This window comes from Mesorhizobium sp. P2_A12, from assembly GCF_056405075.1.
In genome coordinates, this window is record NZ_JBFUCU010000007.1 from 230,267 (window position 1) to 247,666 (window position 17,400).

At 63.7% G+C, this 17,400-nt stretch carries 14 protein-coding genes; 11 read left to right on the forward strand and 3 right to left on the reverse strand.

The annotated features are described in order from the left end of the window. Nucleotides 1-259: 259 nt before the first annotated feature. From AC1DZU_RS17965 to AC1DZU_RS18015, 11 genes are all read left to right on the forward strand, one after another. Nucleotides 260-1,186: a D-alanine--D-alanine ligase gene (locus AC1DZU_RS17965; protein ID WP_184874916.1), complete on the forward strand. Its 927-nt coding sequence runs from the start codon at nt 260-262 to the stop codon at nt 1,184-1,186. Continuing rightward, on the forward strand, nt 1,174-2,115 hold the full coding sequence (locus AC1DZU_RS17970; RefSeq protein WP_477286882.1) for a cell division protein FtsQ/DivIB: 942 nt from the start codon (nt 1,174-1,176) through the stop codon (nt 2,113-2,115). The genes AC1DZU_RS17965 and AC1DZU_RS17970 overlap by 13 nt, the downstream gene beginning before the upstream one ends. Then, nucleotides 2,112-3,419, forward strand: coding sequence for a cell division protein FtsA (gene ftsA / locus AC1DZU_RS17975; RefSeq protein ID WP_184874914.1), 1,308 nt, complete (start codon nt 2,112-2,114; stop codon nt 3,417-3,419). The genes AC1DZU_RS17970 and ftsA overlap by 4 nt, the downstream gene beginning before the upstream one ends. A gap of 66 nt (nt 3,420-3,485) precedes the next feature. Beyond that, entirely contained in the window at nt 3,486-5,156 is a 1,671-nt protein-coding gene (ftsZ, locus tag AC1DZU_RS17980; protein ID WP_477286884.1) for a cell division protein FtsZ, read from the forward strand. Between the two features lie 272 nt (nt 5,157-5,428). After that, nucleotides 5,429-6,379, forward strand: coding sequence for a UDP-3-O-acyl-N-acetylglucosamine deacetylase (gene lpxC, locus AC1DZU_RS17985; RefSeq protein ID WP_477286886.1), 951 nt, complete (start codon nt 5,429-5,431; stop codon nt 6,377-6,379). A 262-nt stretch (nt 6,380-6,641) separates the two neighbouring features. Next, the gene (locus AC1DZU_RS17990) at nt 6,642-7,514 is read left to right on the forward strand and encodes an outer membrane protein assembly factor BamD (protein ID WP_477286888.1); all 873 of its coding nucleotides are present in this window, start codon (nt 6,642-6,644) and stop codon (nt 7,512-7,514) included. Between the two features lie 210 nt (nt 7,515-7,724). Next, entirely contained in the window at nt 7,725-9,398 is a 1,674-nt protein-coding gene (gene recN / locus AC1DZU_RS17995; protein ID WP_457154003.1) for a DNA repair protein RecN, read from the forward strand. Nucleotides 9,399-9,662: 264 nt separating this feature from the next. Further along, complete coding sequence (ligA, locus tag AC1DZU_RS18000) at nt 9,663-11,867, forward strand: NAD-dependent DNA ligase LigA (protein ID WP_477286890.1); 2,205 nt, start codon at nt 9,663-9,665, stop codon at nt 11,865-11,867. Beyond that, nucleotides 11,867-12,559 carry a DUF2461 domain-containing protein gene (locus AC1DZU_RS18005; protein ID WP_477287060.1) on the forward strand — a complete coding sequence of 231 codons (693 nt, stop codon included), beginning with the start codon at nt 11,867-11,869 and terminating at the stop codon, nt 12,557-12,559. The genes ligA and AC1DZU_RS18005 overlap by 1 nt, the downstream gene beginning before the upstream one ends. Before the next feature lie 112 nt (nt 12,560-12,671). Further along, complete coding sequence (locus AC1DZU_RS18010) at nt 12,672-13,400, forward strand: AzlC family ABC transporter permease (RefSeq protein WP_477286892.1); 729 nt, start codon at nt 12,672-12,674, stop codon at nt 13,398-13,400. Further along, entirely contained in the window at nt 13,397-13,693 is a 297-nt protein-coding gene (locus tag AC1DZU_RS18015) for an AzlD family protein (protein ID WP_184874906.1), read from the forward strand. Before AC1DZU_RS18010 ends, AC1DZU_RS18015 begins: the two co-directional genes overlap by 4 nt. Before the next feature lie 111 nt (nt 13,694-13,804). On the opposite strand, the gene AC1DZU_RS18020 is transcribed toward AC1DZU_RS18015, so the two are convergent. The 3 genes from AC1DZU_RS18020 to AC1DZU_RS18030 all read right to left on the reverse strand — a co-directional run bounded on the left by AC1DZU_RS18020 (nt 13,805) and on the right by AC1DZU_RS18030 (nt 17,326). Continuing rightward, complete coding sequence (locus AC1DZU_RS18020) at nt 13,805-15,649, reverse strand: aminopeptidase P family protein (RefSeq protein ID WP_477286894.1); 1,845 nt, start codon at nt 15,647-15,649, stop codon at nt 13,805-13,807. A gap of 145 nt (nt 15,650-15,794) precedes the next feature. After that, on the reverse strand, nt 15,795-16,667 hold the full coding sequence (locus tag AC1DZU_RS18025; protein WP_477286896.1) for a 50S ribosomal protein L11 methyltransferase: 873 nt from the start codon (nt 16,665-16,667) through the stop codon (nt 15,795-15,797). Between the two features lie 80 nt (nt 16,668-16,747). Continuing rightward, on the reverse strand, nt 16,748-17,326 hold the full coding sequence (locus AC1DZU_RS18030) for an SCO family protein (RefSeq protein ID WP_477286898.1): 579 nt from the start codon (nt 17,324-17,326) through the stop codon (nt 16,748-16,750). Nucleotides 17,327-17,400: the final 74 nt, after the last annotated feature.

The following is a 17,400-nucleotide window of genomic DNA, read 5'->3' on the forward strand; positions in this document are numbered from 1 at the left end:
GAAATGGTCCACGACCGTTGCTGTAAAGACTCAGCGGCACGGTTTTCGCATCCATTTTCTCAGAAAGTGAATCTCTCGGAATCGTAAGTACTTGCCAGTGAATCAACTCTCTGATTCTCTGCTCCAAAGCGTTTCCTGATTTGAGTCGTTCGACGCGTTTTCAGCGTTTTCCGTCTGGGGGGGCAACCTGCCGGGAGACTCGGACTCAATGTTGCGGAAATCTTGGTTTTTGGTCCGCCGTGAGAGGGGATGACGGGGAATGAAAAACAAGCATGTGGCCGTCCTGCTGGGTGGTTTCTCATCCGAGCGGCCCGTGTCCTTGTCCTCGGGAAAGGCTTGTGCCGATGAGCTCGAGAAGGAAGGCTACCAGGTCACGCGCGTCGATGTCGGGCGCGATGTCGGCTCGGTGCTTGCCGAACTCCGGCCGGATGTCGCCTTCAATGCGCTACATGGTCCGTTCGGCGAGGATGGCACTATCCAGGGCATCCTCGAATATCTCGGTGTTCCCTATACGCATTCAGGCGTGCTCGCCTCGGCGCTGGCCATGAACAAGGAGCAGGCCAAGCGGGTTGCCAAATCGGTCGGTGTCCCGGTCGCCGAATCGAAGGTCGCCAGCCGCTTCGCCATCCAGAACAAGCATCCGATGAAGCCGCCCTATGTGGTCAAGCCTGTCAACGAGGGGTCGAGCTTCGGCGTCGTCATCGTGCATGAGGGGCAGTCGCATCCGCCGCAGGTCATCGGTTCGTCCGAGTGGAAATATGGCGATACCGTTATGGTCGAACGCTACATCCATGGCCGCGAGCTCACCTGCGCCGTAATGGGCGATGTGGCTCTGGGGGTCTGCGAGATCATCCCGACCGGCCATTCCTTCTACGACTATGATTCAAAATATGTCGCTGGGGGATCAAAGCACGAATGCCCCGCAAAAGTTTCACCGAATATTTACCAAAAAATACAAACACTGGCGCTCAAGGCTCATCAAGCGATCGGCTGTCGGGGCGTTTCCCGGTCGGACTTCCGTTATGACGATCGGCATTCCGAAAACGGCGAGGTTGTCTGGCTCGAGGTCAACACCCAGCCGGGTATGACGCCGACGTCCTTGGTGCCTGAAATCGCCGCCCAGGCCGGGCACTCGTTTGGCGATTTGTTGAGTTGGATGGTGGAGGACGCTTCGTGTCTGCGTTGAAATGGGGACAAGGTAAGGGGAAGGGCGCGGCCGGGCCGGCGCTGTTCGGCCTGCCATTGTCATCAGGCCATTTCGTGCTGCCGCGTGTGCTTCGCCGCCCGGTGCGCGTTCTTGCGCGCCTGGGCGTGGGTGAATTCCAGGCGCCGCGCTTCTCCGCGGCCATGATGTCTGCCGTGCTGCTTGTCTCGAGCAGTGCCTATGGCGCCTATCTCGGCGGCCATGTCGACGGCATCGTGCAAAGCATCACTGCCCGCACCGGCTTTGCCGTCGATCAGGTCAAGGTGGTCGGCAATCGCCAGACCTCCGAGATCGACATCCTCGACAGGCTCGAGCTCGACGGCTGGACCTCGCTGATCGGTTTTGATGCCGAGGCGGCGCGGGAGCGCATTGCTACCTTGCCCTGGATCGAGGTCGCCGCCGTGCGCAAGGTCTATCCGCACACGCTGGAAGTACGCGTTGAGGAGCGCGAGCCCTTCGCGCTCTGGCAGCAGGGCGATGGGCTCTCGGTCATCGAGAAGAATGGCGCTGTGATCGCGCCGTTCTCCGGCGGCAAGCAGGTGCTTTTGCCTTTGCTGATCGGCGTCGGTGCGCCGGCCAAGGCGCCGGACTTCCTGGTCAAGGTCGAAAAGTATCCTGAACTCGCGAGCCGGATCAAAGGCTATGTCCGCGTTGGCGAACGGCGCTGGGACCTGAAGCTGGACAACGGCATCACCGTCAAGCTTCCTGAGGATGGCGAGGATCAGGCGATCGCCGAGCTCGTCAAGATGGACCAGGACAAGGGGCTGTTGTCGCGCGATATCGCCGCCGTCGACATGCGCCTGACGGACAGGCTGGTCGTGCAGCTGACGCCCGAGGCGGCGACGCAGCGCGAAGCCGCCCTCAACGAAAAACCCAAAAGCCTGAAGCGCAAGCCGGAGACGAAAATATGAGCTGGCTTGGCGGTCATGGCGACGCCGCGTCGCGCCGATCCGGCACCCTGACGGTGCTGGATGTCGGTTCGAGCAAGGTTTGCTGCATGGTGGCCAAGCTGAAGCCGAGCGAAGACGGCAAGCTGTTGCGCGGCCGCTCGCACCGGATCCAGGTGATCGGCATAGGCCATCAGAAGTCGCAAGGCGTGAAGTCGGGAGTCGTCGTCGACCTCGATCGCGCCGAGCATGCCATTCGTCTTTCCGTCGATGCGGCCGAGCGCATGGCTGGGCTGACGGTCGATTCGCTGATCGTCAACATGACCGCCGGCCGGCTGAAGAGCGAAGCCTTCTCGGCCACCATCAACCTTGGCGGCCACGAGGCCGACGAGGCCGATATCAAGCGCGTTCTCGGCGCCGGCGCCAAGCAAGCACTGAAGGCCGAACGCGAGGTGATCCATTCGCTCCCCGTCGGCTTTTCGCTCGATGCCGAGCGCGGAGTGCGCGACCCGCGCGGCATGGTCGGCGACGCACTTGGCGTCGACATGCATGTCTTGACCGGCGACGCCGCGCCGATGCGCAACCTGGAGCTTTCCATCAACCGGTCGCACCTGTCGGTCGAGCGCATGGTCGCGACGCCCTATGCCAGCGGGCTGGCCGCCCTGGTCGACGACGAACTGGAAATGGGCGCCGCCTGCATCGACATGGGCGGCGGCACGACCACGATCTCGGTGTTTTCGGAAGGCAAGTTCGTCCATGGCGACGCCATCGCCATCGGCGGCAACCATGTCACGCTGGACATGGCCAAGGGCCTGTCGACCTCGCTCGACGCCGCCGAGCGGCTGAAGGTGATGCATGGCTCGGCATTGCCGGGCAGCGCCGACGACCGCGACCTGGTCTCGATCCAGCCGATCGGCGACGACGGCGACGTGCCGTTGCAGATCCCGCGCTCTGTGATGACGCGCATCGTGCGCGCCCGCATCGACGAGACGCTCGAATTGCTGCGCGACCGGCTGAACAAGTCCGGCTACGGCAATGCGGTGGGCAAGCGCGTCGTCTTGACCGGCGGCGCCAGCCAGCTTGCCGGCCTGCCGGAGGCGGCGCGCCGGATCCTCGGACGCAATGTGCGCATCGGGCGCCCACTTGGCGTGGCCGGCCTGCCGGAAGCGGCAAAGGGACCGGCCTTCTCGGCCGCTGTGGGGCTTCTGATCTATCCGCAGATGGCGAGCTTCGAGAGCCATCCGGCGAAAGGAATTTCCGGTCTCAGAATGACTGGAACGGGTGGAAAACTGCATCGCATGAGTCAGTGGTTGAGAGACAGTTTCTAATTGACGGGGACAGCCCCATAGGCGGCCGCGGCGGCGAAGCGGCGTGAAAGGCAAAGGACGGAGACAATGACGATCAATCTGCAGAAGCCGGACATCACCGAGCTTAAGCCGCGGATCACCGTGTTCGGTGTCGGCGGTGGCGGCGGCAATGCTGTCAACAACATGATCACCGCCGGTCTGCGCGGTGTCGAGTTCGTGGTGGCCAACACCGATGCACAGGCGCTGACCATGTCGAAAGCCGATCGGCTGATCCAGCTCGGCGCGCATGTCACCGAAGGCCTTGGCGCTGGGTCGCAGCCGGAAGTCGGCCGCGCGGCGGCGGAAGAATGCATCGACGAGATCATCGATCATCTGTCCAACACCCATATGTGCTTCGTCACCGCCGGCATGGGCGGCGGCACCGGCACGGGTGCGGCTCCGGTCGTGGCGCGTGCCGCACGCGAAAAGGGCATCCTCACCGTCGGCGTCGTCACCAAGCCGTTCCATTTCGAAGGCCAGCGCCGCATGAAGACGGCGGATTTTGGCATCGAAGAGCTGCAGAAATGCGTCGATACGCTGATCGTCATCCCCAACCAGAACCTGTTCCGGCTGGCCAATGACAAGACGACCTTCGCCGACGCCTTCGCCATGGCCGACCAGGTGCTCTATTCCGGCGTTGCCTGCATCACCGACCTGATGGTCAAGGAAGGCCTGATCAACCTCGACTTTGCCGACGTGCGCTCGGTCATGCGCGAGATGGGCAAGGCGATGATGGGCACCGGCGAGGCTTCAGGCGAGGGCCGCGCGATGGCGGCCGCTGAGGCCGCCATTGCCAACCCGCTGCTCGACGAGACCTCGATGAAGGGCGCCAAGGGCCTGTTGATCTCGATCACCGGCGGCCGCGACCTGACCCTGTTCGAGGTCGACGAAGCGGCGACCCGCATCCGCGAGGAAGTCGACCAGGACGCCAACATCATCCTCGGCGCCACCTTCGACGAGGAACTCGAAGGCGTCATCCGCGTCTCGGTGGTTGCCACCGGCATCGACAAGTCGGCGGCGGAAATCGCCGCAGCGCCGATCTCGATCCGCACCGCACCGCAGAAGCCGGTCAGCCGCCCGGCCGTTGCCGCAGTGGAAAGCCGCCCGGCGCCGGTCCAGCAGGCAGCTTACGAACCGCGCGCCGCCGACCCGGTCGCCGAAGCCATCCAGCTGGCGGAAGCAAATGCAGCGGCGATGGCGCAGGCTCGTCCGGCTCCCGTTGCCCATGCGGAGGATTTCCGCCCGCAGAGCAAGATCTTCCAGGCGCCGCCAGCACAGCCGATGCCGCAGCCCGTGGCGCAGCCGGCCCCGCAGCCGCGCGAAATGCTGCGTGAAGCGCCGCAGCCGGTTGCTATGGCTCCGCAGCGGATGCCGCGCGTCGAGGACTTTCCGCCGGTCGTCAAGGCCGAGGTGGATGCCAAGAGCCGCCCGGCCGACCACGAGAACAACAGCGGACCGATGGGCCTGCTGAAGCGCCTGACCAACGGCCTGACCCGTCGCGAGGAAGAGCCTGCCCGGCTGCAGCCGGCGCAGCCACGCGAACCCAAGCTGCGCCAGGCAGCGCCTGAAGTGCGCCGTCTTGCCAGCCAGGACGCGCAGCTCTATGCGCCGCGCCGCGGTCAACTCGACGAGCAGGGCCGCTTGACGCCGCAGGTGAGGGCGACTCAGGACGATGATCAGCTGGAGATTCCGGCGTTCCTGCGCCGCCAGGCCAACTGATCGGTAAACGGGCTTTAAGAATTGTTAACAGGCAAGCAAGAAATTGCTTGCCTGTTAACGTTTAAAATGATGATATTTCAATGACTTATCAAGCTCAACTGAATCCGGCTCGCGGTTACAAAGAGTAAGAAACCGTGATTTGGAGTCTCCAACCCGCGACATTATCTTCCGGCCACCATAGTCGGTTTGTCAGGATTTCGGGGGAAGTCGCCCTGCCTGCCGATTTCAACAAGAGCCGCGCCCTCGGGCTGGAGAAGCGGACCTTAGGGCTTATGGGGATTGTCTTGCACGACTATCAGACGACAGTGAAGACGCGCGCGTCGCTTACCGGCACCGGCGTCCACAGCGGCAAGGAAGTTTCCATCAGCTTCATACCGGCAGATGCCGATACCGGCATCGTGTTCCAGCTTTTCAACGGCGCCGAGCAGGGCCGCGAGGTCCGCGCCCTGGTTTCCGAAGTCGGCGCCACAGACCTGTGCACCATGCTTGGTGATCCCGCCGGCGAGCACATCGCCACGGTAGAGCACATCATGGCGGCGCTGTTCGGGCTCGGCATCGACAATGTCGCCATCGAGATCGACGGTTCCGAGGTTCCCATCTTCGACGGCAGCGCCATGGCGTTCGTCGAAGCCATCGACCAGGCCGGCGTCGAGACGCTGTCGGTCAAGCGCCGTTATATCAGGGTCATCAAGCCGGTTCGCATCGAGAACGGCGCCTCGTGGGCGGAGTTCAAGCCTTACGACGGCACCCGTTTCGAGATCGAGATCGACTTCGAAAGCCCGGCAATCGGCCGGCAGCTGTTTGCGTCGGACCTCAACGCCGATATTTTCCGCCGCGACCTTGCGCGCGCCCGCACCTTCGGCTTCATGAAGGATGTCGAGCGGCTGTGGGCCGCCGGCTATGCGCTAGGCTCCTCGCTGGAGAATTCGCTGGTGATCGGTGACGACAACCGCGTCATCAACATGGGCGGCCTGCGTTATCCCAACGAATTCGTTCGCCACAAGACGCTTGACGCCATGGGCGACCTGGCGCTGGCCGGCGCCCGTTTCATCGGCTGCTTCCGCTCCTATCGCGGCGGGCACAGGATGAATGCCGCCGCGCTGCGCCGCCTGCTGTCGGATCGCACGGCATTCGAGATCGTCGAGACGACACGCCGCGAGCGTGGCCGCAGCGCCGAGATGAACGCCGTCAACGCGCCGCTCTACGCGCCCTGGATGATTTGATTCTCCTGTTTTTTCGGATTCCATCGCAGGCAGCGGATGTTGCACGAATGCATCACCTGCTGGTGAAATTGCACGGATGTTCAAGCAGTCTCCGACCGCCACAAAAATGTGCGATTGGCCGGCGATAGCGTTGCCGGGCAAGGCGGTTATGGTTTATGGCTGCTGCCTTCGATTAGTGCATGTCGCTCAAAAGTGGGGACCAAGTTTGGGACAAGGGCATGCAACACGTATTGAAATAACGCCGAAAGGGCGGAATCCAATCATGTTCTTCAAGCGAGTTGGTCAATTGAAAGCGCCGCAGCGGGCTGTTTTCCTGGCGCTTTCGGTGGTTGTTCCATCGCTCTTCCTGTCGGCCTGCATGTCGTCGGAGAAAGATATCGACCTGTCGACCTATGTCGACCAGACCGAGCCGGCCGATGTTCTCTACAATCAAGGCCTTGCCAATCTGAATGCCGGGCGCCTGCAGGAGGCGAGCCGCAAATTCGATGCCGTCGACCGCCAGCATCCCTATTCGGAATTCGCCCGCAAATCGATGGTGATGGGCGCTTTCGCCGACTATCGACAGGGCAATTACGACGAGGCGATCGGCTCGGCCAAGCGCTATCTCACGCTCTATCCGTCGACCGATGACGCCGCCTACGCGCAGTACATCATCGGCTTGAGCTACTATCGCCAGATCAAGGACGTGACGCAGGACCAGAAGGAAGCGCGCCAGACCCTTCAGACGATGCAGGACCTGGTGACGCGCTGGCCGACATCGGAATATGTCGACGACGCCAAGGAAAAGATGCGCTTCGCCAACGACCAATTGGCCGGCAAGGAAATGCAGATCGGCCGCTATTATCTCGAGCGCCGCGAATACATCGCCGCCGTCAAGCGCTTCCGCACCGTGGTGGAGAACTATTCCAACACGCGCCATGTCGAGGAGGCGCTCGCCCGCCTGACCGAAAGCTACTACGCGATGGGGCTGACCTCGGAGGCACAGACCGCCGCCGCGGTGCTCGGCACCAACTACCCCGACAGTTCGTGGTACAAGGATTCCTACAAGCTGCTGCAGAGCAACGGGCTTGCGCCGCGCGAGAATGCCGGCTCGTGGATATCCAAGGCCGGGAAGATGATCACCGGCGGCGCCTGACCCCGGAGCATTGGACCGAAGCGTACGCAACGCTTTTTCGGATTGATCCGGTGCCCAAACAAAAAGATAGTGCGGCGCTGCGACTGCAGATGGTCGCGTGCCGCTCTAAAGCGCATCGCGCTTTACGTCTTTACGTCTTTTGTTTTTGTGCATGTCGGCATCCCAAAACCGGGTCCATTTTTGGGCGACATGCAATAGGTCCGGGTTCTGATGCTTTCCAGACTATCGATCCGCGATATCGTCCTGATCGAGAAGCTGGATATCGACTTCCAGCCGGGTCTTTCCGTGCTGACCGGCGAAACCGGCGCCGGCAAATCCATCCTGCTCGATGCCCTGTCGCTGGCGCTCGGCGCGCGCGGCGACGCGTCGCTGGTACGCCATGGCGCGGCGCAGGGCCAGGTGATCGCCGTCTTCGACGTGCCGCGCAACCATCCGGCCCGCACACTGCTTGCCGAAAACGCCATCGACGATGACGGCGATATCATCCTGCGCCGCCTGCAAACGGCCGATGGCCGCACCCGCGTCTTCGTCAACGATCAGCCTTCGAGCGTCACGCTGATGCGCGATGTCGGCCGCGCGCTGGTCGAGATCCACGGCCAGCACGACGAACGCGCTCTGGTCGATCCCGGCGCGCACCGCGATGTGCTCGACGCCTTCGGTGGCCATCTCGGCGCTGTGCGCTCGACCGGCGAGGCGTGGCGGCACTGGCGCGCCTGCGAGCAGGAGCTTTCCCGCCACAGCGCCAAGGTGGCGGCGGCCGCGCGCGAGGCCGACTATCTGCGTGCTGCGGTCGCGGAGCTGACGAAGCTGGATCCGCAGCCGGGCGAGGAGACCGATCTCGCCGAGCTGCGCGCATCGATGATGCGGGCGGAGAAGATCGCTTCCGAAATCCATGACGCGCAGGATGTGCTTTCCGGCCCGTCCTCGCCCTTGCCGCAACTGGCGAGCCTGCTCAGACGGCTGCAACGCAAGGTGACCGAAGCGCCAGGCCTGCTCGACGACGTGGTCAAGTCGCTCGACGAGGCGATGCTGTCGCTCGACGCGGCGCAATCGGGCGTCGAGGCCGCACTGCGCGCCACCGAATATGATCCGCAACGGCTGGAGAAGGCGGAGGAGCGGTTGTTTTCGCTGCGCGCCGCTTCGCGCAAGCACACTGTCGCCGTCGACGACCTGGCGCAATTGCGCGACACGATGTCGGCCGATCTCGCCGATCTCGATGCCGGCGAGGAACGCTTGCACGGGCTGGAAAAGCAGGCGGCCGCGGCGCGCGAGACCTATGACATTGCCGCCGCACAGTTGTCCTCGCTGCGCCATGCGGCGGCGGTCGGCCTGACCAAGGCGGTCATGGCCGAGTTGCCGGCTCTAAAGCTCGAACGCGCCGCCTTCATCGTCGAGATGAAGAGCGAGGCCGAGGGCCGCATGGAAGAAGGCATCGACCAGATCGAATTCTGGGTGCGCACCAATCCAGGCACACGGCCTGGGCCGATGATGAAGGTCGCTTCCGGCGGCGAGCTTTCTCGCTTCCTGTTGGCGCTGAAGGTGGCGCTGGCCGACCGTGGCTCGGCGCCGACGCTGGTTTTCGATGAAATCGACACCGGCGTGGGCGGTGCTGTCGCCGACGCCATCGGCCAGCGGCTGGCGCGATTGTCGAAACGCGTCCAAGTGCTGTCGGTCACGCATGCGCCGCAGGTAGCGGCGCGCGCGGCGACGCATTTCCTGATCTCCAAGTCGGGCAGCACCGACCGCGTCGCGACCGGCATTGCCGAGATGGACCGGCCGGCGCGGCAGGAAGAGATCGCGCGTATGCTGGCCGGCGCCACCATCACCGACGAGGCGCGCGCCGCCGCCGAGCGGCTGCTGCGCGAGAACACCGCCGCGTCCTGACGATGCAGGGTTCGCCAGGCTGGCAAAAATTCCGGCTTCGCAACAGAGTCAGCTTGTGGCGCCATCCCGCTGTTTCGGCGCGGTTTTATCAGAATTTTGCTCCCTTGAATCCGAAAGCTGATCTATGGTCGCGGACCACCAAAGCGCGTCGCGCCGAATCGGATTTGCGCGACGTGCTCTGGGTCTTTGTTGCTATGCGTGTCGTTGTCCCAAAACCGCTGCGCATTTTTGGGCGGCATACATCTATGAGCCAGGTCTGAAACCATGTCCGAAAAACCAGTCGATGCCCTGACAGACAGCGAAGCCGAAGCCGAGCTGAAGCGCTTGGCGGAAGAGATCGCCGAGCATGACCGGCGCTACCATACCGAGGATGCGCCGATCATCACCGACGCGGAATATGACGCGCTGACACGGCGCAACCTTGCCATCGAGCAGCGCTTTCCGGCGCTGGTGCGCGAGGATTCGCCGTCGCGCAGGGTTGGCGCGGCGCCGGCGGAAGGCTTCGCCAAGGTGCGCCATGCGGTGCCGATGCTCAGCCTCGCCAAGGCCTATACGGACGAGGATGTCGCCGACTTCATTGAACGCGGCCGGCGGTTCTTCGATCGCGACAAGGATCTCGACATCGCCTTCACGGCCGAGCCGAAGATCGACGGTTTGTCGGCTTCGCTGCGTTATGAAAGCGGCGTGTTCGTGCAGGGCGCAACGCGTGGCGACGGTGCCGTCGGCGAGGACATCACCGCCAATCTCAGGACGATCGCCGACATCCCCGCGAAGCTGAAAGGCTCGGGCTGGCCAGAAATCATCGAGATACGCGGCGAGGTCTATATGACCTACGCGGAATTCGAGGCGCTGAAGCAACGCTCGGCGGCGGTTGGCGGCCAGGACTACGTCAATCCGCGCAACACGGCGGCCGGTTCCTTGCGCCAGAAGGATCCATCCGTCACCGCTAGCCGCAACCTCAAATTCTTCGCCTATGCCTGGGGCTACACGTCTGAGGATCCTGCGCCGACCCAGTACGGCGCGGTGCAGAAGTTCAAGGATTGGGGTTTCGCGATCAGCCCGCTGATGGTGCGGGCGAAGTCGGCCGAGGAGCTGATCGCGCATTATCATCGAATCGAGGAACAGCGCTCCTCGTTGGGCTACGACATTGACGGGGTCGTCTACAAGGTCGACCAGTTGGAACTGCAGCGCAGATGGGGTTTCGTCACTGGTGAGCCGCGCTGGGCGGTTGCGCATAAATTCCCCGCCGAACAGGCGATGACGACCGTGCAGAAGATCGACATTCAGGTCGGCCGCACCGGCACGCTGGCGCCGGTTGCGCGGCTGGCGCCGGTCACGGTCGGCGGCGTCGTGGTTGAAAACGTCACGCTGCACAATGAGGACTACATCAAGGGCCTGGACAGCACAGGCCAGCCGATCCGCGACGGCATCGACGTGCGCATCGGCGATACGGTGGTGATCCAGCGGGCAGGGGATGTCATTCCGCAGATCGTCAGCGTCGTCATCGACAAGCGTCCGCCCGACGCCGTGCCATACGAATTCCCCCACACCTGTCCGATCTGCGGCTCGCCGGCGACGCGCGAGATCAACGAGAAGACCGGCAAGGAAGATTCCCGTCGACGCTGCACCGGCGAACTGATCTGCCCCGCGCAGGCGGTGGAGGGATTGCGGCACTTCGTGTCACGCGGTGCCTTGGACATCGAAGGCCTGGGCGCCGAGAACATAGACACTTTCTTCAATGCGGGATTGATCAAGACAGCCGCCGATATCTTCACGCTCAGGGATCGCCGCCCCGCCGTCACCAAGGCGTTGGCCGAGCGGCGTGAGGAGCAGGCCAGGCAGCGCGAGGCGGCATCGGGCAAGACGCGCAAGAATGTGCGCAGCGTCGAGGATCGCAATTACGAAGGCCTCGACAAACTGTTTGCTGCCATCGACTCGCGCCGCGAACCTGAACTGGACCGCTTCATCTTCGCGCTCGGCATCCGTCATATCGGCGAAACCACGGCCGCAGTGCTTGCAAAAACCTTCTCGACCATCGAGGAACTGATTCGCGTCGGCAAGGAGACAGCGGCGGCCGACGATCCACACACCGTTTTCCCATCGGTCAACGGCATCGGCGACACAGTCATCGATGCGCTGCGCGACTTCTTCGGCAATGAACGCAACGACGACGTGCTGGACGCGCTGCTCAAACAGGTCAAGCCGAAGCCTTATATCGTGACCATCTCGGCCGACAGCGCGGTGGCCGGCAAGACGATCGTGTTCACAGGCACGCTGGAAAAGATGACCCGCCCCGAAGCCAAGGCGATGGCCGAACGCCTCGGCGCGAAGGTCGCGGGTTCTGTTTCGGCCAAGACGGATCTGGTGGTCGCCGGGCCGGGTGCCGGCTCCAAGCTCAAGCTGGCCAGCGAGCTCGGCGTCGAAGTGATCGACGAGGACGCCTGGCTGGTGCGGATCGGCAAGGAATGATGGAAGGTGCATTCAAGGGTTTCGGGCTGAAGGCCATTCCGTTCCTGAAGGCGCTGGATTTCCATCAGAGCCGGGAGTGGTTCCTGGAAAACCGCGACCTGTTCGAAAAAGAGTTGCGTGACCCCTTCGGCGATCTGATCGAAACGCTCACGGAGCGTTTCGATCAGGCGGGGCTCGGCCTGCGCGGGGATCGCAAGAAGTCGCTGTTCCGTATCAACCGCGACGTGCGCTTCGCCAAGGACAAGCGGCCCTACAACCGGCATCTGTCGGCGATCCTGTCGCCCGACGGCACCAAGATGGCGCAGGGCGTGTTCTATGTTCATGTCGGGCTTGAGGGCTGCTTTGCCGACGTCGCCTGGTGGCAGCCGGAGCCGGCGCTGCTGCTGGCGATGCGCAAAGCCATCGCGACGCAGCCTGACAAGTTTCGCGCCATGGTAAAGGCGCTGAAGAAGAACGGCCTTGAGCTTGAGACGGAAGGCCGCATGAAGCGTACCCCACGCGGCTTCGAGCAGATCAGCGAACCCGATCTGACTGACGCCATCCGCAACCGGCATTTTGTCGTCCAGCATGTGATCGACCCGGCGGGGATCCATGGTGCGCAGCTGGTCGACGAACTCGTCGATTTCAGCTTGCGCGCCAGGCCGCTGCTCGACTGGGGCAGGGCCATCGAGGGCAAAGCCCTCGCCGCCTAACCTTCGATAAGGCATCGCGACGATCATTTCCGCTGATCATTCGGCTCAAGCGAATTCGTGTGACAGACCGGGCTGCGCCACCTACATACCGCCCTTCGCAAGGGAGTGATTGATGGCGACGGACGCAATCTCCGAGAGCGGTGCAAGGAGCGATTTCTGGCAGGGTGTGCGGCTCTCGATGCCTGTCGTGGTGGCGTCGGCGCCATTCGCGGTGCTGTTCGGGGCGCTTGCGGTCGACAATGGCTTCTCGGTCTTCGAAGCCTTCCTGATGAGCGCACTGGTCTTCGGCGGCGCCAGCCAGATGGTAGGCATCCAACTGTTCGGCCAGCATGTGGCGCCGTGGCTGATCGTGCTGTCGATCTTCGCCGTCAATTTCCGCCATGTGCTCTATTCCGCCGGTATCGGCCGGCGCATTGCGCACTGGCCTGTCATCAGCCAAGCGCTCGGCTATTTCATCCTCACCGATCCACAATTCGCGGTGGCCGAGGCGAGGGCGCAATCCGGCCAGACGGTCGGCTTCGCCTGGTATCTCGGACTCGGTCTGCCGGTCTATGTGTTCTGGGTGATCGAAAGCGCGCTTGGCGCGGTGTTCGGCAAGCTGATCCCCGACACGCATGCGCTGGGCATCGATTTCCTGCTGCCTATCTATTTTCTCGGCCTTGTCCTGGGCTTTCGCAAGCGGCCGCTGTGGCTGCCGGTGGTCATTGCCAGCGCTGCCGCCTCGATCATCGCCTACAGGAACGTCGGCTCGCCCTGGCACGTCTCGATCGGCGCAATTGCCGGGGTGCTGCTCGCCGTCGTCCTGCCTCCCCACCACAGCGGCGTGAAGGCACGGCCATGAGCACGACATTCTGGATCATCATCGCCGGTGCGATCGCGACCTACCTGACGCGCATCGGCGGGCATCTGGTCATCTCCCGTTTCGAAAACATCCATCCGCGCGTCGAGGCCGGCCTCAATGCCGTGCCGGCGGCGGTGCTGACGACGCTGGTCGCGCCGGAGCTGCTGAACGCCGGACCGGCGGAATGGGCGGCATTGGTCGTCACCGCCGTGGTTTCGTTGCGCGGCGGGCTGATGTCTATGTTTCTGGCTGGCGCAGCGGTGTTGATACTGGCGCGGCAGTTCGTCGGGTAGTTTCACCGGCGCGATCGTGTCGAACGTCGGCGCTGCCCCTCATTGCCCTGCCGGGCATTTCTCCCCGTAGAACGGGGAGAAACACCCCTGCTTTGAAGCTTTCGCCAATCGTCAGATCTTCGCATCATGCGGCAGCGGCGCGGTGGCCTTTTCCAGCCAGGCCAGCGTTTCGCCGTCGAGCATCGGTCCGATCTCGGCCAGCACGCGGGCATGGTACGCGTCGAGCCAGTGCAATTCGTCGCGCGTCAGCAGATCGGTGCGCACCAGGCGGATGTCGATCGGCGCCAGCGTCAGCGTCTCGAAGCCGTGCATGGCGATGTCGCCGCCCTCGACCTCTTCCGCCGGCGTCACCAGGATCAGGTTCTCGATTCGGATGCCGTAGGAGCCTTCCTTGTAGTAGCCGGGCTCGTTGGACAGCATCATGCCTTCGAGCAGCTTTTCAGTGCCGGTGCGGGCGATGCGCTGCGGTCCCTCATGCACGGCCAGGTACGAGCCGACGCCGTGGCCGGTGCCGTGCGCGAAGTCGCAGCCGTGCTGCCACAGCGCCATGCGGGCGACGGCGTCGATTTCCGAGCCGCGTGTGCCGGCGGGGAAGCGCAGCGTTGAAATGCCGATCATGCCCTTCAGCACCAGCGTGAAGCGTTCGCGCATTTCCTCGGTCGGTTGGCCGATCGGCACGGTGCGGGTGATGTCGGTGGTGCCGTCCTGATACTGGCCGCCGGAATCGAGCAGGAACAATTCGCCGGCCTGCAGCTTGCGGCTGGTGGCGCGCGACACACGGTAATGCATGATGGCGCCATTCGGCCCGGCACCGGAAATGGTGTCGAAGGAGATGTCGCGCAGAGGCATCTGGGTTTCCTCGCCCGTCTTCCGGCGCGTCTCTTCCAGCTTGGTGACGACGGCGATCTCGTCGAGCGAGCCGGGTTTTTGGCGCTCCAGCCAGCACAAGAGCTTGGCCACCGCGGCGCCATCGCGGCGATGCGCGGCGCGGGAACCGTTGATCTCGGCCTGGTTCTTGGTGGCGCGTGGAATGCGGGCAGGGTCGGCTGCGGCAATCACGGTGCCGCCGTTGTCCTCGACCAGCATGCGCAGCCTGTCGGCCGCCAGCACCGGATCGAGCGCGATCTTCGCGCTACCCTTGGCAAGGCCCACGATCGCGGCTTCGAATTCGCCGGGCTCATGCGGCTCGGCGAGCTGCGTGAGATAGGCCTCGACCTGGCGCGAGAATTTGCGCCGGTTCATGAACAGCTGGTGCGAGCCGTCGGCGGCAAGGATGGCGAAGCCGAGCGCCAGCGGTGTATGCGGCACGTCGCCGCCACGGATGTTGAAGGCCCAGGCGATGGAGGAAGGGTCGGTCAGCACCGCATGGGTGGCGCCGTCCTTGGTGATCGCCGTTGCCAGCCGCGCCAGCTTGTCCTTGGCGAGTTCGCCGGCAAAGCCGATCGGGTGGAGCTCGACCGGCGAAACCGGCGCCTCGGGCTGGTCGGTCCAGATGAGGTCGATCGGGTTCTTGTCGAGCGGCACGAGCACCGCGCCGGTCTTGTCAGCCGAAGCCTGCAGCGCCTTGACCTCGCTGATCGTGTGCAGCCACGAGTCAAAGCCGAGCCGCGCGCCCTTGCCGATGGCGTCTCTCAGCCAGACGGCTGGCGGGTTGTCGACCAGGCTTTCGATCGAAAAGATGTCGAGATCGACCTCGTGGCGCACCTGCAGCGTGTAGCGCCCGTCGACAAAGACGAAGGCGCGGTCGCGCAGCACGACGGCGACACCGGCCGAACCGCTGAAACCGGTCAGCCACTTCAGCCGCGCCGAGCGATCGGCGACATATTCACCCTGATGTTCGTCGGCGCGCGGCACGATGAAGCCGTCCAGCTCGTTGGCCGCCAGCCATTGGCGCAGCAGCGCGACGCGCGGCTTGCCGACTGCCGGATCGCCCGCGGATTCGAAGGTCTGGAACATCGTGGCCTCCCTGAATTCCGCGCGACCGTAGCGCACGGGCTTGAAAATCGAAATCGATTTTCGGCTGGCGCAACCTGCTACAGCGTCGCTTGACTGACAACCGGCTGGCCTTGGTCCAGCTTGGGTAGTTGCCGGTCTGTCTGCCTCAACGCTTGAGGTGGATCGTCACCCAGCCCTCGCGGTGCAAGGTGCGCACGTGGCGGAAGTTCTGGCCGACATAGGCCGAGACGACAGCGTCGCGCTGGCGCTGGAGGATGCCTGACAGCACGATCGAGCCGCCCAGTGCGATGTGATCGGCCATTTGCGGTGCAAGCCGCATCAGCGGCCGCGCCAATATGTTGGCGACGATAAGATCGAAGGGCGCGCGCTTGCCAAAGATCGGGTGGTGAAAGCCCGGCGCGGTCACCGTCTCCACCAGTGCCTTGACGTTGTTGAGTCGTGCGTTGGCGGCAGCCACTCTCACCGCCACCGGATCGATGTCGGTGGCCAGTACCGGAATGTGCGCCAGCTTGGCAACGGCGATGGCCAGCACCGCGCTGCCGGTGCCGAGGTCGAGCGCATTGCGCGGGTGCTCGCGGCGCATGACCTTTTCCAGCATTTCGAGGCAGCCGGCGGTGGTGCCGTGGTGGCCGGTGCCGAAGGCAAGGCCCGCCTCGATCTCGATGGCGAGTTCGCCGCTGTGGCGCTTCCTGCGGTCATGCGCGCCGTGGACGAAGAAGCGGCCGGCGCGCACCGGCTTCAAGCCCTCCAGTGAACGCGCCACCCAGTCGATGTCGGGCAAGGCCTCGCGGCCGATCGGCCTCGCAATGGAAAGGCCGGCAAGGATGTCCTTGGCCCGCGTCTCGACGGCATCGACGTCGCCATCGGCATAGAGCGACACTTCGTAGATATCGCGATCCTCATCGACCTCCAGCACGGCGATCGGCAGGCCTTCATCCTCGAAGGCCGCCTCGAACGCCGCGAAAATGCTGATGGATTCAAGCTTTCCGGTGATGAAATGAAGCCGCGTCTGGGTCATCGATTATGTGTCTTGCTCGAGCATGATCTTGTTCGAAAACCGGTTCCCACTTTTCGCTGACGCCGTCCTTCGGTTCGGGATCATGCGCCCGCGGCCAGTCGCTTCAACTTGGCGACGGCCGTGTCAGCGCTTTCGCCATAGGCGATGGTGCCGGCAAAGTCGCCCTTGGCGTTGAGCAGCAGCACCGAGGCGGTATGGTCCATCGTATAGTCGCCGTCGCCGGTGTCGACTTTCTTCCAGTAGATGCCGAACGATTTGGCCATGGCATGGACCTTGTCCGGATCCCCGGTGATGCCGACGATGCGGTCGGAGAAATTGCTGACATAGGCCTTCATCACATCGGGCGTGTCGCGCTCCGGATCGACCGAGACGAAATAGGCATGCAGGTTCTTGCCGTCGTCGCCGAGGGTCTTCAGCCAGCCCGCCAGTTCAAACAGCGTGGTCGGGCAGACTTCGGGGCAATGGGTGAAGCCGAAGAAGACGACGCTGGGCTGGCCCCTGAACGCGGTCTCGGTGATCGGCGCGCCTTGCTGGTCGACCAGCGTGAAGGCGGCGCCGAAGGGCTCGCCGCCATAGTGGCCGCGGTACCAGTCGAAGGTCAGCCAGCCGATGCCGGCCGCCATCAGGACGAGAATGCCGACCAGAATAGAACGCATCATCAGTAAGGTCCGTCCGCAGAATCATCGGGAGCGCCGGCCACATGCCGCGCCAGCACGACAGTCTTAGCGGTTCG

Excerpts from the sequence above, each read along its gene's own strand:
- AC1DZU_RS17965 (WP_184874916.1), top strand. The coding sequence starts at position 260 with ATGAAAAACAAGCATGTGGCCGTCCTGCTGGGTGGTTTCTCATCCGAG.
- ftsA (WP_184874914.1), top strand. The coding sequence starts at position 2,112 with ATGAGCTGGCTTGGCGGTCATGGCGACGCCGCGTCGCGCCGATCCGGC.
- ftsZ (WP_477286884.1), top strand. The coding sequence starts at position 3,486 with ATGACGATCAATCTGCAGAAGCCGGACATCACCGAGCTTAAGCCGCGG.
- lpxC (WP_477286886.1), top strand. The coding sequence starts at position 5,429 with ATGGGGATTGTCTTGCACGACTATCAGACGACAGTGAAGACGCGCGCG.
- AC1DZU_RS17990 (WP_477286888.1), top strand. The coding sequence starts at position 6,642 with ATGTTCTTCAAGCGAGTTGGTCAATTGAAAGCGCCGCAGCGGGCTGTT.
- recN (WP_457154003.1), top strand. The coding sequence starts at position 7,725 with ATGCTTTCCAGACTATCGATCCGCGATATCGTCCTGATCGAGAAGCTG.
- ligA (WP_477286890.1), top strand. The coding sequence starts at position 9,663 with ATGTCCGAAAAACCAGTCGATGCCCTGACAGACAGCGAAGCCGAAGCC.
- AC1DZU_RS18005 (WP_477287060.1), top strand. The coding sequence starts at position 11,867 with ATGGAAGGTGCATTCAAGGGTTTCGGGCTGAAGGCCATTCCGTTCCTG.
- AC1DZU_RS18010 (WP_477286892.1), top strand. The coding sequence starts at position 12,672 with ATGGCGACGGACGCAATCTCCGAGAGCGGTGCAAGGAGCGATTTCTGG.
- AC1DZU_RS18015 (WP_184874906.1), top strand. The coding sequence starts at position 13,397 with ATGAGCACGACATTCTGGATCATCATCGCCGGTGCGATCGCGACCTAC.
- AC1DZU_RS18020 (WP_477286894.1), bottom strand. The coding sequence starts at position 15,649 with ATGTTCCAGACCTTCGAATCCGCGGGCGATCCGGCAGTCGGCAAGCCG.
- AC1DZU_RS18025 (WP_477286896.1), bottom strand. The coding sequence starts at position 16,667 with ATGACCCAGACGCGGCTTCATTTCATCACCGGAAAGCTTGAATCCATC.
- AC1DZU_RS18030 (WP_477286898.1), bottom strand. The coding sequence starts at position 17,326 with ATGATGCGTTCTATTCTGGTCGGCATTCTCGTCCTGATGGCGGCCGGC.